This is a genomic window from Nocardioides mangrovi (assembly GCF_020073815.1).
GTDB lineage: Bacteria > Actinomycetota > Actinomycetes > Propionibacteriales > Nocardioidaceae > Nocardioides > Nocardioides mangrovi.
Window position 1 is genome coordinate 24,231 of the sequence record NZ_JAIQZJ010000011.1, and the last position, 13,843, is coordinate 38,073.

13 protein-coding genes are annotated in these 13,843 nt (G+C 70.6%); 2 read left to right on the forward strand and 11 right to left on the reverse strand.

The features are described from left to right. Positions 1 to 116: 116 nt before the first annotated feature. The 6 genes from pafA to dop form a co-directional block, all read right to left on the reverse strand. Entirely contained in the window at positions 117 to 1,478 is a 1,362-nt protein-coding gene (gene pafA / locus K8U61_RS16990; RefSeq protein WP_224124233.1) for a Pup--protein ligase, read from the reverse strand. A gap of 77 nt (positions 1,479 to 1,555) precedes the next feature. Next, on the reverse strand, positions 1,556 to 2,530 hold the full coding sequence (locus tag K8U61_RS16995) for a putative endonuclease domain-containing protein (protein ID WP_224124234.1): 975 nt from the start codon (positions 2,528 to 2,530) through the stop codon (positions 1,556 to 1,558). 187 nt (positions 2,531 to 2,717) lie between these two features. Further along, a complete protein-coding gene (gene prcA / locus K8U61_RS17000; RefSeq protein WP_224124235.1) occupies positions 2,718 to 3,500 on the reverse strand; it encodes a proteasome subunit alpha in 783 nt (260 codons plus the stop codon). Beyond that, positions 3,497 to 4,354: a proteasome subunit beta gene (gene prcB, locus K8U61_RS17005; RefSeq protein ID WP_224124236.1), complete on the reverse strand. Its 858-nt coding sequence runs from the start codon at positions 4,352 to 4,354 to the stop codon at positions 3,497 to 3,499. Before prcB ends, prcA begins: the two co-directional genes overlap by 4 nt. Positions 4,355 to 4,357: 3 nt before the next feature. After that, complete coding sequence (locus K8U61_RS17010) at positions 4,358 to 4,555, reverse strand: ubiquitin-like protein Pup (RefSeq protein ID WP_224124237.1); 198 nt, start codon at positions 4,553 to 4,555, stop codon at positions 4,358 to 4,360. Between the two features lie 17 nt (positions 4,556 to 4,572). Then, the gene (gene dop, locus K8U61_RS17015) at positions 4,573 to 6,081 is read right to left on the reverse strand and encodes a depupylase/deamidase Dop (RefSeq protein WP_263427330.1); all 1,509 of its coding nucleotides are present in this window, start codon (positions 6,079 to 6,081) and stop codon (positions 4,573 to 4,575) included. A 102-nt stretch (positions 6,082 to 6,183) separates the two neighbouring features. Here dop and K8U61_RS17020 point away from each other — a divergent pair, with 102 nt between their 5' ends. After that, complete coding sequence (locus K8U61_RS17020; protein WP_224124238.1) at positions 6,184 to 6,654, forward strand: aminoacyl-tRNA deacylase; 471 nt, start codon at positions 6,184 to 6,186, stop codon at positions 6,652 to 6,654. 104 nt (positions 6,655 to 6,758) lie between these two features. Here the strand turns inward: K8U61_RS17020 and arc are convergent, their stop codons facing one another. The 3 genes from arc to K8U61_RS17035 all read right to left on the reverse strand — a co-directional run bounded on the left by arc (position 6,759) and on the right by K8U61_RS17035 (position 10,836). Next, positions 6,759 to 8,513, reverse strand: a complete 1,755-nt coding sequence (gene arc, locus K8U61_RS17025; protein WP_224124239.1) for a proteasome ATPase — start codon at positions 8,511 to 8,513, stop codon at positions 6,759 to 6,761. 210 nt (positions 8,514 to 8,723) lie between these two features. Further along, positions 8,724 to 9,689, reverse strand: a complete 966-nt coding sequence (locus K8U61_RS17030; RefSeq protein ID WP_308043192.1) for a tRNA (adenine-N1)-methyltransferase — start codon at positions 9,687 to 9,689, stop codon at positions 8,724 to 8,726. 10 nt (positions 9,690 to 9,699) lie between these two features. Further along, positions 9,700 to 10,836: a site-2 protease family protein gene (locus K8U61_RS17035; protein ID WP_224124240.1), complete on the reverse strand. Its 1,137-nt coding sequence runs from the start codon at positions 10,834 to 10,836 to the stop codon at positions 9,700 to 9,702. A gap of 79 nt (positions 10,837 to 10,915) precedes the next feature. Here K8U61_RS17035 and K8U61_RS17040 point away from each other — a divergent pair, with 79 nt between their 5' ends. Then, the gene (locus tag K8U61_RS17040) at positions 10,916 to 11,794 is read left to right on the forward strand and encodes a RecB family exonuclease (RefSeq protein WP_224124409.1); all 879 of its coding nucleotides are present in this window, start codon (positions 10,916 to 10,918) and stop codon (positions 11,792 to 11,794) included. 99 nt (positions 11,795 to 11,893) lie between these two features. On the opposite strand, the gene K8U61_RS25550 is transcribed toward K8U61_RS17040, so the two are convergent. Together K8U61_RS25550 and K8U61_RS17050 are read right to left on the reverse strand one after the other, a co-directional pair. Further along, positions 11,894 to 12,532 carry a response regulator gene (locus tag K8U61_RS25550; RefSeq protein ID WP_224124241.1) on the reverse strand — a complete coding sequence of 213 codons (639 nt, stop codon included), beginning with the start codon at positions 12,530 to 12,532 and terminating at the stop codon, positions 11,894 to 11,896. Further along, positions 12,529 to 13,833, reverse strand: coding sequence for a sensor histidine kinase (locus tag K8U61_RS17050; protein WP_224124242.1), 1,305 nt, complete (start codon positions 13,831 to 13,833; stop codon positions 12,529 to 12,531). Before K8U61_RS17050 ends, K8U61_RS25550 begins: the two co-directional genes overlap by 4 nt. Positions 13,834 to 13,843: the final 10 nt, after the last annotated feature.

Consider the following 13,843-nt stretch of genomic DNA (forward strand, 5'->3'; position numbering starts at 1 on the left):
GCCGCTGCCTGGCGGGCTGGTGCGGAACAGGTTTGGTCACCAACCTGTGGAATCCGGCCCGCGAACACAGGGTTGGTGACCAAACCCCCGCGCCTCGGGGCCACCGACCCGGCGACCTACATGCCGTCGATGAGCCGCTGCACCCGCTCGTCGTGGGCCCGGAAGGGGTCCTTGCACAGGACGGTCCGCTGCGCCTGGTCGTTGAGCTTGAGGTGGACCCAGTCGACGGTGAAGTCGCGGCGGCGCTCCTGGGCCTTGCGGATGAACTCGCCGCGGAGCCGGGCCCGGGTCGTCTGGGGCGGGACCGACTTGGCCTCGAAGATGCGCAGGTCGCTGGTCACCCGGGCGACCGCTCCGCGCTTCTCGAGCAGGTAGTAGAGGCCGCGGCCACGGTGGATGTCGTGGTAGGCAAGGTCGAGCTGGGCGATTCGGGGGTGACCGAGCGGGAGGCCGTGCTTGGCGCGGTAGCGCTCGATGAGCTTCCACTTGATGACCCAGTCGATCTCGCGGTCGACCAGTCCCAGGTCGTCGGACTCGATCGCCTTGAGCCCGCGCTCCCAGAGGTCCAGGGTCTGCTCGATCACCGGCGTACTGATCCCGCGTCGGTCGACGAAGTCGCGGGCCTTGGTGAGGTACTCCTGCTGGATGTCGAGCGCGCTGGCCTCGCGGCCGTTCGCGAGCCGGATCTTCCGGCGCCCGGTCACGTCGTGGGAGATCTCCCGGATCGCCCGGATCGGGTTCTCCATCGTGAGGTCGCGCATCACCACGCCCTCCTCGATCATCCGCAGCACCAGGTCGCAGCTGGCCACCTTGAGCATCGTGGTGGTCTCGCTCATGTTCGAGTCGCCGACGATCACGTGGAGCCGGCGGTACTTCTCCGCGTCGGCGTGCGGCTCGTCGCGGGTGTTGATGATCGGGCGGCTGCGCGTGGTCGCGCTGCTCACGCCCTCCCAGATGTGCTCGGCCCGCTGGGAGACGCTGTACGACGCGCCGCGCGGGGTCTGGGTGATCTTCCCGGCCCCGACGACGATCTGGCGGGTCACCAGGAACGGGATCAGCACGTCGGCCAGCCGGGAGAACTCCCCCGCCCGGCTGACCAGGTAGTTCTCGTGGCACCCGTAGGAGTTGCCGGCGGAGTCGGTGTTGTTCTTGAACAGGTAGATCTCGCCGGCGATGCCCTCGTCGTGGAGCCGCTGCTCGGCGTCCTGGAGCAGCCCCTCGAGCACCCGCTCCCCTGCCTTGTCGTGGGTGACGAGCTCGGTGACGTCGTCGCACTCGGGGGTCGCGTACTCCGGGTGGCTGCCGACGTCGAGGTAGAGGCGGGCGCCGTTGCGCAAGAACACGTTGCTGCTGCGTCCCCAGCTGACGACCTTGCGGAACAGGTAGCGGGCGACCTCGTCCGGGCTCAGCCGACGCTGCCCCTTGAACGTGCAGGTGACGCCGTACTCGTTCTCGATCCCGAAGATGCGGCGGTCCACGCACCCAGACTAGGCGCACGACGCCAGAACGCCCACGAAGTCCGGGGAACGGGGCGTTTCGGTTTGGTCACCACCCCTCACGCGGACCCGGACCAGTCGACGATCGCTCCGCTCCTGCGCCATCGGTTGAGCACGCGTTCGCGCCCCGCCTCGGAGTAGAGCGAGTTGTCGACGAGCCGCTTCCACCGTCTCAAGCGCCTCAGGTCGGGGACACGTCCCAGGGCCTGGTCCATCTCCTGCATGACGGCTGCCGGATGGTTGAGGAGGTCGTCGAGCACGTAGCCCTTGCGGACGTACGACGTAGAGGCGAGGTCGCGCTCGCGACGCAGGTCGTTGCGGTGCTGGGGCCCGCTGCGGTGGTAGGCGCCGTCGTACTCGTGCAGGAACCGGGTGCCCGTGATGAGGAGGTCCGCTCGCGCGACGACCCTGCCCTCACGGTCGCAGATCTCACTCTGCGGCTCGAACGGGATCTCCAGGACGTGGTGGAACTGCTGGAGCAGGGACTCGCCCGCGGACTCGGACTGGCCACTCGATCGCCGCCAGGCCTCGCGCAGCATCACCACGCCGGGCCGTCGGGAATCGAGGAGCGCCTCCATCCGGGCCGGGTCGACGTCGCCCTTGCGCCGAGCCGAGTCGACGAGCACCACCATGTCGAGCAGGCTCAGATCGCGTGCCGCGCGGAGGAGGATCTCCAGCGGGTCGTCGATGGGCAGGCCGTGTCGTCGACGCCGATGTCGCTCCGCCGAGGGGTTGATCCTCGAGCACAGCAGCCCCGGTCGACGTGGCCGGCGATCGTTGCGGTCCACGGCGACGAAAACGGGAATCTGCTCCGGGAGCTTGGGGAGCTGCCAGCCGAGCAGGGCAGCTCCCGTCAGGTGGGTGAATCGAGCACTGGGTGGAACCACCAGGAGGTAGGCGCGCAGGTCGCGCATGTGCTCCTGACGTCGGCTCAGGCCGGGCCTGCGGGTGACGCCGAGGCCGTGGTTGACGCGACGGTGGCGGTGGAGGTGGATCTCACCGCGGAAGGGCAGGTCGGAATCGAGGTCACTCATGCCGGACAGCCTGCGTCGTCCCGGGCCGCTGAGCACCCGGCGATCCCGTGGGCTGTGGAGAAGTGCCGGTCCGACCGGATCCGGGACGGAAAGTGGCTCGTCCCGGACGTTGGGGTTTGGTCACCAACCCGGCCTCGGGAACTCCCCCTGCGGGGGTTGGTGACCAAACCACCGGCAATCGGCGGGCCTAGGGAGCGATCGGTGGTTCGTCGGAGCCGCCACCGTCCGAGGCGGGCAGCACAGGGGGCTCCTGCGGCGCGGACACAGCCGCGCCGCGGTCGCCGAGGAGCTGCTCGAGCCGCGCGGGGCGGATGCGGGAGAACTTCCGAGGCTGGGTACGCGTCCGGTCGAGGACCGCGACCTCGAGGTCGTCGACCGGGATCACCCGGTCCTCGCTGTCGGTGTGGCCCAGCGCGGCAACGGTGACGGCGAGGGCGTCGGCGAGCGGAGCGCTGTCGGTGTGCCGCTCCTTGAGGTACGCCCCGACCACGTCCGCGGCCCCGCCCATGACGGCGAACCCGTGCTCGTCGTTGACCTGCCCGTCGTAGGTGAGCCGGTAGAGCTGGTCGTCGGCCGCGGTGTCGCCGATCTCGGCCACGAAGATCTCCACCTCGTACGGCTTCTCGCCGCCGCTGGAGAAGATGGTCCCGAGCGTCTGGGCGTAGGCGTTGGCCAGCCCACGGCCGGTGACGTCGCGACGGTCGTAGGCGTAGCCGCGCATGTCGGCCAGGCGTACGCCGGCGATGCGGAGGTTCTCGAACTCGTTGTAGCGGCCGACCGCAGCGAACGCGATCCGGTCATAGATCTCGGAGACCTTGTGCAGCGCCTGCGAGGGGTTCTCCGAGACGAACAGGATGCCGTCGGCGTACTGCACCGCCACGACCGACCGGCCGCGGGCGATGCCCTTGCGCGCGAAGTCCGCCCGGTCCTTCATCAGCTGCTCGGGCGAGACGTAGAACGGCATGCTCATCGCGCGTCACCTCCGGTCAGCGGGGCGGCCGGGCCGTCGGGCCGGGACATGCGGCCCGAGATCACCTCGTCGGCGATCGCCGCGACGGCGGCGTCGGGCAGCCGTCGGCCGCCGTCGGCGGTGATGACCTGCACGATCGGGAAGATCCGTCGGGTCAGGTCGGGGCCTCCGGTCGCGGAGTCGTCGTCGGCGGCGTCGTACAGGGCCTGGACGACCGCGGTGACGCACCCGGTCTCGTCGAGGTCGTCGCGGTAGAGCTTCTTGAGCGAGCCGCGGGCGAACAACGAGCCGGAGCCGACCGAGTGGAATGCGGTCTCCTCGTAGCGGCCGCCGGTGACGTCGTAGCTGAAGATCCGACCCTGGTCCGCGGCGAGGTCGTAGCCGGCGAAGAGGGGGACGACGGCCAGTCCTTGCATCGCCATGCCGAGGTTGCCGCGGATCAGCGCCGCGAGGCGGTTGGCCTTGCCGTCCATCGAGAGGGTCGTGCCCTCGATCTTCTCGTAGTGCTCGAGCTCGGTCTGGAAGAGCCGCACCATCTCGACGGCGATGCCTGCGGTGCCGGCGATGCCGACGGCGGAGAACTCGTCGGCCGGGAAGACCTTCTCGATGTCGCGCTGGGCGATGATGTTGCCCATCGTGGCGCGCCGGTCGCCGGCCATCACGACGCCGCCGGGGAAGGTCGCGGCCACGATCGTGGTGCCGTGCGGCGCCAGGTCTCCTGCGTGGGAGCCGGAGTGGCCCTGGGGTACGGCGCGGCGCCCGGGCAGCAGGTCCGGCGCCTGCTCGGCGAGGAAGTCGCTGAACGACGAGGTGCCCGGCTGCAGGAACGCGGCCGGGAGTCGCGGGTCGCCCAAGGCCTACTCCCCGCCCTTCTGGATGAACGACTTCACGAAGTCCTCGGCGTTGGTCTCGAGCACGTCGTCGATCTCGTCGAGGATGTCGTCGATGTCGCTGTCGAGCGCCTCCTTGCGCTCGGCGACGTCGGACTCCGGCGCGGTCTCGACCGACTCGTCGACCTCGGAGGCCTTCCGCGGCTGCTTCTGCTCCTGTGCCATACCTCGACCCTATCCACTCAGCGGGTGAGAGCGGTGAACAACTCCTCGGCCGTCTCACTGCGGTCGAGCAGCTCGCCCACGTGCGCCTTGCTGCCCCGGAGCGGGTCGATCGTCGGGACCCGCTGCAGCGACTCGCGGCCGGGGAGGTCGAAGATCACCGAGTCCCATGACGCGGCGGCCACGTGGGCGGCGTACTGCTCGAGGCAGCGGCCGCGGAAGTAGGCGCGGGTGTCCTCCGGCGGCTCGTGCATCGCGGTCTCGATCGCAGCGTCGTCGAGGAGCCGGTCCATCCGCCCGCCGGCCGCCAGCCGGTGGTAGAGGCCCTTCTCGGGGCGGATGTCGGAGTATTGGTAGTCGATGAGCTGCAGCTTGGCGTCGTCCCATGCCAGGCCGTCGCGCTGTCGGTACTGCTCGATCAGCTTCAGCTTCGCGACCCAGTCCAGCTCGCGGGCGCACAGCATCGGGTCACGCTCGAGCCGGTCCAGGACCGACTCCCAGCGCTCGAGCACGTCGACGGTCTGGGGGTCGGCGTCCGCGCCGTAGCGGTCCTCGACGTACTTGCGGGCCAGGTCGAGGTACTCCAGCTGCAGCTGGATGCCGGTGAGCTCGCGTCCGTCCGTGAGGGTGACCGTCTGGCGCAGCGTCGGGTCGTGGGAGATCGCCCGGAGCCCGGCGACCGGACCCTCCACGGTGAGGTCCGTGGTCAGGAAACGGTCCTCGATCATGGCGAGCACCAGGGAGGTGGTGCCGACCTTGAGGTACGACGCGACCTCCGAGAGGTTGGCGTCGCCGATGATGACGTGCAGCCGGCGGTACTTCTCGGGGTCGGCGTGCGGCTCGTCGCGGGTGTTGATGATCGGCCGCTTGAGCGTGGTCTCGAGCCCGACCTCGACCTCGAAGAAGTCGGCACGCTGGCTGATCTGGTAGGCGTGGGTGCGGCCGTCCTGCCCGATCCCCATCCGGCCGGCGCCGCAGAAGACCTGGCGGCTGACGAAGAACGGCGTCAGGTGCCGCACGATGTCGCCGAACGGGGTCGAGCGGCGCATCAGGTAGTTCTCGTGGGCGCCGTACGACGCGCCCTTGTTGTCGGTGTTGTTCTTGTACAGGACGATCGGCGCGCCGTTGGGCAGCTGGCCGGCGCGACGGGAGGCGTCGAGCATGACCAGCTCGCCGGCCTTCTCCCAGCGGACCACGTCGAGGGGCGTGGTGACCTCCGGCGTGGAGTACTCCGGGTGGGCGTGGTCGACGTAGAGCCGGGCGCCGTTGGTGAGGATCACGTTGGCCAGGCCCATGTCCTCGTCGGTGAGCTGGCTGGGGTCCGCGACCTGCCGGGACATGTCGAAGCCGCGGGCGTCGCGCAGCGGCGACTCCTCCTCGAAGTCCCACCGCGCCCGCCGCGCCTTCAGCGTCGCCGAGGCGTAGGCGTTGACCACCTGGGACGACGCCACCATCGGGTTGGCAAGCGGCTGCCCCTGCACGGCGATGCCGTACTCCACCTCGGTCCCCATGACCCGGCGCACGCTCATGTCCCTGAGCCTACGCGAGCAAGGTGAGGGGGATTGGTCACCAACCCGGTCCGCGGACCGCTCCGGGACCGGGTTGGTGACCAATCCCGCTAGGTTCGGAGCGTGACCGACAACTCCGCCCGGGCGATCGAGGCGGCCCGCGGCCTCGGGCTCGAGGTGACCGTCACCCGCCACGGCCCGGTGCGGTCGCTGCAGGAGGCCGCTGCGGCGCGCGGTCTGGACGCCCACCAGATCGTGAAGACCATGGTGGTCCGGGTCAGCGAGGGCGACTTCCGCTTCGTGCTGGTGCCGGGCGACCGGGAGATCGCCTGGCCCAAGCTGCGCGCGCTGCTCGGCGTCAACCGGGTCTCGATGCCGGACGCGGAGGCGGCGTACGCGGTGACCGGGTACGTCCGCGGCACCATCACCCCGCTCGGGAGCGAGTCGCCCCTGCCCGTGGTCGCGGACGCCTCGGTGACCGGGACGGTGAGCATCGGCGCAGGCGCCCCCGGCGTGGCGCTCACCGTGGACGCCGCGACGCTGCTGGCGGCGCTGGATGCGTCCGTCGCGGACGTGACCGAACCCACCGGCTGAGCCGCACTCCGCGGTCGCCGGAAGTCGTACGGCGAGGCGACCGGCGGGCGCTCTCGCCGTACGACGCTCCTGCTGGGCGACCGAACTGGCTCGTCGGTGCGGTGCTAGAGGTACTGGCCGGTGTTGGAGACGGTGTCGATGGACCGACCGGGCTCGGTGCCCTGCTTGCCGGTGATGAGCGTGCGGATGAAGACGATCCGCTCGCCCTTCTTGCCCGAGATCCGCGCCCAGTCGTCGGGGTTGGTGGTGTTGGGCAGGTCCTCGTTCTCCTTGAACTCGTCCACGCACGCCTGGAGCAGGTGGGAGACCCGCAGGCCGTGCTGGTCGTGGTCGAGGAAGTCCTTGATCGCCATCTTCTTGGCCCGGTCGACGATGTTCTGGATCATCGCGCCCGAGTTGAAGTCCTTGAAGTAGAGGACCTCCTTGTCACCGTTGGCGTAGGTGACCTCCAGGAAGCGGTTCTCCTCGGTCTCGGTGTACATCCGCTCGACCGTCGCCCGGATCATCGCCGCGACGCACGCGTCGCGATTACCGGCGAACTCGGAGAGATCGTCGGCGTGCAGCGGCAAGGTCGGCAGGAGGTACTTGCTGAAGATGTCCCGCGCCGACTCGGCGTCCGGGCGCTCGATCTTGATCTTCACGTCGAGGCGGCCGGGACGCAGGATGGCGGGGTCGATCATGTCCTCACGGTTCGAGGCACCGATCACCAGCACGTTCTCGAGCAGCTCGACGCCGTCGATCTCGCTGAGCAGCTGCGGGACGATGGTGTTCTCGACGTCCGAGGAGACGCCCGAGCCGCGGGTGCGGAACAGCGAGTCCATCTCGTCGAAGAACACGATGACCGGCGTACCGGTGCTGGCCTTCTCCCGGGCCCGCTGGAAGACGAGCCGGATGTGGCGCTCGGTCTCGCCGACGTACTTGTTCAGGAGCTCGGGGCCCTTGATGTTGAGGAAGTAGGACTTGCCCTCCTGGCCCGTCTTCGCCGCGACCTTCTTGGCCAGGGAGTTGGCGACCGCCTTCGCGATGAGGGTCTTGCCGCATCCGGGCGGGCCGTAGAGCAGGACGCCCTTCGGGGGCTTGAGCTGGTGCTCCTTGAAGAGCTCCGGGTAGAGGTAGGGCAGCTCGACCGCGTCCTGGATCTGCTCGATCTGACCGGCCAGGCCGCCGATCGACTCGTAGGCGATGTCCGGGACCTCTTCGAGGATCAGCTCCTCGACCTCGGACTTCGGGACCTTCTCGTAGACGTAGCCGGCGCGCGGGTCGAGCAGCAGCGAGTCGCCGGCTCGGATCGTCTCGGTGAGCAGCGGCTCGGCGAGCCGGACGATCCGCTCCTCGTCGGCGTTGGCGATGACCAGGGCCCGCTCGCCGTCGGCGAGGATCTCCTTGAGCATCACCACCTCGCCGACCTCCTCGAACTCGAGGGCGTCGACGACGTTGAGGGCCTCGTTGAGCATGACCTCCTGGCCGCGGCGCAGGGAGTCGAGGTCGACGCTCGGACTGACGTTCACGCGAAGCTTGCGGCCACCGGTGAAGACGTCGATCGAGTCGTCCTCGTTGCGGGTCAGGAAGGTGCCGAAGCCGGCCGGCGGCTGGGCGAGCCGGTCGACCTCCTCCTTGAGCTTCATGATCTGGTCGCGCGCCTCGCGCAGCGTCTGGGCGAGTCGCTCGTTCTGCGAGGTCAGCCCGGCCAACGACCGCTGCGCGTCCGCGAGCCGCAGCTCGAGTCCGCGCGAGTGCGACGGGCTGTCGGCCAGCCGCAGGCGCAGGTCCGAGACCTCTGCCTCCAGCAGCCGCACTTGGCTCGCGAGCTCCTCAGGGGTGCGACCCCCCGCACTGGAAACGCCTTCCGATGTCGACATCAGCGCCACCTCCTGTGCGCTCGACCCTACCCGTGACGTGCCGGGAGGGAAGATCACATTTCGCGGTGTTGGTCACGATTTGGACGCGAACGACCATGCGGATTGGTCACCAACCCCATCTGGGCCGGCCGATGCGAGCGGGTTGGTGACCAAACACCATCCGGAGGCCGCCCGTGAGACAGCCATCCCCCGCGCGGCGCGGGCGAGCGGTCAGTCGCCCGGCTCCTCCACCGGGACGCCGGGAGGGCGGGGCCCGGTGTAGTCGGGCCCGTAGGCGCCGGGGGCGGGGCGGCGCTTCTTCAGCGGCGGTCGCTCCCCCGGTGCCATCCGCCGCGCGGTGACCAGGAAGGCGGTGTGGCCGATCATCTTGTGACCGGGCCGGACGGCGAGGCCCTCGACGTGCCAGTCGCGGACCAGCGACTCCCACGCCTGCGGCTCGGTGAAGCCGCCGTGCAGCCGGACGGTCTCGACGAACCGGGAGAGCTGGGTGGTGGTCGCGACGTACGCGCACACGATGCCGCCGGGCCGGAGCGCGTCCGCGGTCGCGTCGAGGCACTCCCAGGGCGCGAGCATGTCCAGGATGACCCGGTCCGCGCGCTCCCCCGTCGCCGGAAGCTCCTCCGCGAGGTCGCCGATCGTGAGCCGCCACGCCGGGTGGGTCTCGCCCTCGGGGGCGCCGAAGAACTGGTTGACGTTGCGGCGGGCGACGTCGGCGAACTCCTCGCGGCGCTCGTACGACGAGACCCGGCCGTAGGGGCCGACCGCGCGCAGCAGCGAGCAGGTGAGGGCTCCGGACCCGACTCCGGCCTCGACCACGTGGGCGCCGGGGAAGATGTCGGCCAGGGCCACGATCTGGGCGGCGTCCTTGGGGTAGACGACCGCTGCACCGCGCGGCATCGACACCACGAACTCCGAGAGCAGCGGTCGGAAGCAGAGGTACTCGCCGCCCGCAGAGGAGACGACCGTGAAGCCCTCCTCGCGGCCGATCAGCTCGTCGTGCTCGATGTGCCCGCGGTTGGAGAAGAAGCGCTTGCCGGGCACGAGCTCGAAGTTGTGCCGGCGACCCTTCTGGTCGACCAGACGGATCCACTCCCCCGCACGCAGCGGTCCACGGTGGACACCGGACCACGCCTCCGGGGGTACGTCGGGGCTGGCGTCGGTGGCGGGATCGGACACGGCCCGCACCCTAGTCGGCGGACTCCCGGAACGCCCTATCGACGTCGGCGGTGACCAGCACGCCGTAGATGCTCCCGTCGGGCTCGAGGAGCAGGTACTCGGCCGCGGGCGTCGCGCTGAGCGCTCGCACGAGGTCCTCACCGCCGATCGCGACCGGGAGACGGAGGCCGTCGTCGAGCGTGCGAGCGACGGTGGACACGGCCAGCCACGGTCGGCGGTCCTCCGGGGTGGCCGCCACAGCCGCCTCGCTCACGATCCCGACGGGTACCCCGCTGCCGGTCACCGTCACGATGCTGCCCGCGGAGGCGTCCTGCGCGCGGCGTACCGCCTCGGCGAGCGGCAGGTCGTCAGGGACGGCGAGGGTACGGCGGGCGAGGTCGCGGGCGACCAGGTGGGCCATCCGGCCCCGGATCCGGGCGCCCGCCAGCGACGCGGAGGCGCCCGACCAGAGGAACGCCGCGACGACGAACGCCAGCACGAAGTCGAGCACGTCCGGCTCCTGGCCGAAGAGCGCCTGCTGCGCGAAGGGCCAGCCCATCGCCGCCACGGCGGCGACCCGGCCCACCCATCCCGCGACGATCGTGCCGCGGTGGACGCTGCCGGTGGCACCCCAGACGAGCGACTTCAGGACGCGTCCGCCGTCGAGCGGGAGACCGGGCACGAGGTTGAGCACGCCGACGAGCAGGTTGGCGCCCGCGAGCCCGTCGACGGCCATGAGGAGCAGACCCTCCGGGATGAAGCCGCGTACGGCGAGCGCGACCAGCCCGACGGCGATCGAGCTGAGCGGGCCGACCACGGCGATGAAGAACTCCTGCCGAGGGCGCCGTGCCTCGCCCTCGATGGCGGTCATGCCGCCGAGGAAGTGCAGCGTGATCGAGCTGACCGGGAAGCCGTAGCGGCGCGCGACGAGCGCGTGGGACGCCTCGTGGATGAGGATCGACAGGTAGAGGATGATCGCGAAGGCGAGCCCCGCGACGTACTTCCACACCCCGATCCCGGGCTGGACGCTCTCCGCGGCCGGCGCCACGATCACCGCGATCAGGCCGGCGACGAGGAACCACGACGAGGTCACCAGCACGTCGCTGCCCGCGATCGAGCCGACCTTGAAGGTGCCCGGGGGACGGTCTCGGGGCGGCGTGTCGGGCACGCGACGAGGCTATCCGACGGTGCCCTGCGTGCCGGTGCGGACGGTGTCGGCGCCCGCACCTAGGCTGCCGGTCGTGGGTGTGCACCAGGAGTCCCCGGCCGCCCGGGTCTCGACCCCGGTCGACGGCGTGGAGGTGCTGGGCGCCCTGTCGCCGAGCCGCGCGGCGGACTTCATGAGCTGCCCGCTCCTCTACCGGTTCCGCACGATCGACAAACTCCCGGAGCCCTTCTCCCCCGACGCCGTCCGCGGCACGGTGGTGCACAAGGTGCTGGAGGACCTCTTCGACCTCCCTGCGCTGTCGCGGACGCCGGAGCGGGCGCAGCAGATGCTGACGCCGGCCTGGGACGACCTCGTGGCGGAGGCCCCGGAGCTCGCCGAGATGCTGCCGCACGACGGCCCGGAGATCGTCGCCTGGCTCGGGTCGTGCCGCGACGTGCTCGAGCGGTACTTCACGCTGGAGGACCCGCAGCGTCTCGAACCCGCCGAGCGCGAGCTGTACGTCGAGACGCTGCTCGACTCGAAGCTCCTCCTCCGTGGCTACGTCGACCGCCTCGACATCGCCCCGGACGGCGCGATCCGGGTGGTCGACTACAAGACGGGCCGCTCACCGGGCGAGATGTTCGAGGGCAAGGCGCTCTTCCAGATGAAGTTCTACGCGCTGGTCATCTGGCGCACCCGCGGCGTGGTGCCGGCGATGCTGCAGCTGGTCTACCTGGGCGACGGCGAGATGCTGCGCTACGTCCCCGACGAGCGGGACCTGCTCGCCACCGAGCGCAAGGTGGAGGCGATCTGGGACGCCATCCGCTTGGCCGGCGAGTCGGGCGACTGGCGTCCCAACCCGGGCCGGCTGTGCTCCTGGTGCGCCCACCAGGCGATCTGTCCGGCCTGGGGTGGCACTCCCCCGCCGCTCCCGGAGCTTCCGCCGGCGGTCGATGCGTCGCCGCTCGCCGACGACTGACCGGCGGGGCGGATTGGTCACCAACCTGCTCTCAGCGGACCGATCGGACCGGGTTGGTGACCAATCCCCTGGGCATGCGCCACGGAGAGTCGGCGCAGGTCAGAGGCCGTTTCGCTCCGCCCAGAGGGCGGCTTGGGTGCGGTCGCTGACGCCGATCCGCGCGAACGCCGAGGTGAGGTGCGCCTTGACGGTCCGCTCGGAGATCTCGAGCCGGCGGGCGATCTGCTTGTTGGCCAGACCCTGCCGCACCAGTCCGAGCACCTCGGACTCGCGGCTGGTCAGCTGTACCTGGGACGAGCCCGCCCGGGTGCCGAGGAGCGCGCGGGCTGCCTTGGGGTGGATCGGCGACTCGCCGCGGCTGACGGCCCGGATGCCCTGCAGGACGTCGTCGGGGTCAGCGTCTTTGAGCAGGTAGCCGACCGCGCCGGCGTCGAGGGCGGCGATGATCCGCTCGCTGTCGGAGTACGACGTGAGGACGAGGACGTCGACGCCGAGCTTCTCGCCGATGATGGCGCGCGTGGCGGCGACGCCGTCGACGTTGGGCATCTGCAGGTCCATGAGGACGACGTCCGGCCGGAGCTCACGAGCGACCTCGATGGCCTGCTGGCCGTCGGCGGCCTGCCCGACCACCTGGATGTCGTCGGTGCCGGCGAGGAGCTGCTCGAGGCCCGCGCGGATCACCGCGTGGTCGTCGGCGAGGACCACGCGGATCGGCGCGGGGCCGGCTTGCTGGGTCACTGGGCGTCCACCTCCATGTGCACGGTCGTGCCGTCCCCGGGCGAGGATCGCACGTCGAGCGCTCCACCGCTGTCGACGACCAGGCTGCGGAGGCCGCGCAGGCCGTAGCTGTCCCTGCCCCGCTGGCCTCGCGGCTCGAAGCCGACGCCGTCGTCGACGACCTCGAGGGTCAGCCGGGAGCCGTCACCGCGGACCGTCACGGCGAGGGTGGAGGCCTCCGAGTGGCGGATGGTGTTGCGCACGGCCTCCTGCGCGACCCGCCACACGAGTGCGGCCTTCTCGTTCGAGATGGTCTCGGCGCCCTCGACGCTGACCGACGCCTGGATCCCCGCGGCGCCGGCGGGAGCGATCAGGTCCGCCAGGGCGGCGGCCAGGCCGTCGGCGCTCAGCTCTGGCGGGTGGATCTCGGCGAGCAGCGAGCGCAGCGCCTTGAGGCTCCCGCGCAGCGCTGCACCCGCGTCGTCGAGCGTCTCCTTCGCAGCCGGCTCGGTGTTCGGCTGACGCGCGACGGCGGTGACGGCGAACGCCGTACCGGCGAGATCCTGGACCACGCTGTCGTGCAGGTCGCGCGCGATACGACGGCGTTCGGCGTCCGAGGCCTCCATCGCCGAGCGGAGCAGCCGCTCGCGCTCGGCGGCCCCACGACGCAGCTCGCGCGTGAGACCGAGCAGGATCGCCGTCGCGACGAGGATCATCAGGACGAGCGGCGCGATCGTGATCCAACGGAACGACGAATAGATCTCGGCGCGACGCTGCTCGATCTCGTCGAGCGTGTAGTAGGCCTCCAGCAGCAGTGGCTCACCCTCCGGCGAGCTGATCCTCGTGTAGGTCTGGACGAGGCCACGGCCGGAGTCGGCGCCGGTCACTGACCTGTTCTCCGGCCGATCGGGGTCGGCGATCTCCGAGCCTGCGCCGCCGTCCTCGAGGACGGCCAGCTGCGCATCGCTCAGCGAGAACTTACGGCCCAGCAGATCGGGGCCTTCGCTCGAGTACACATTCCGGCCGTCCTCGGTCCAGATGTTGACCCGGTCCACCGTCGACACATCGAGCAGCCGTGGTGTGACCGCGCGGTCCATCTTGTCGGCGGCCGCCAGCTTGCGGGGAGTCGTGTTGATGAGCCCCTTGGGTACATCGGGCTCCACCACGGAGCGGGCGAGGACCTCGGTGGTGCCCGCCGCCTCAGCGATCGCCTCTTGCCTCGCCGCACGGTCAGCGAGCTTGTTGGTGGCCACGATGATGCCGACCACGGTGAGGAGCCCGAGCATCAGGAAGAGCGCGACCGGGCTGCGGAGGACGCGCAAACGGGACACC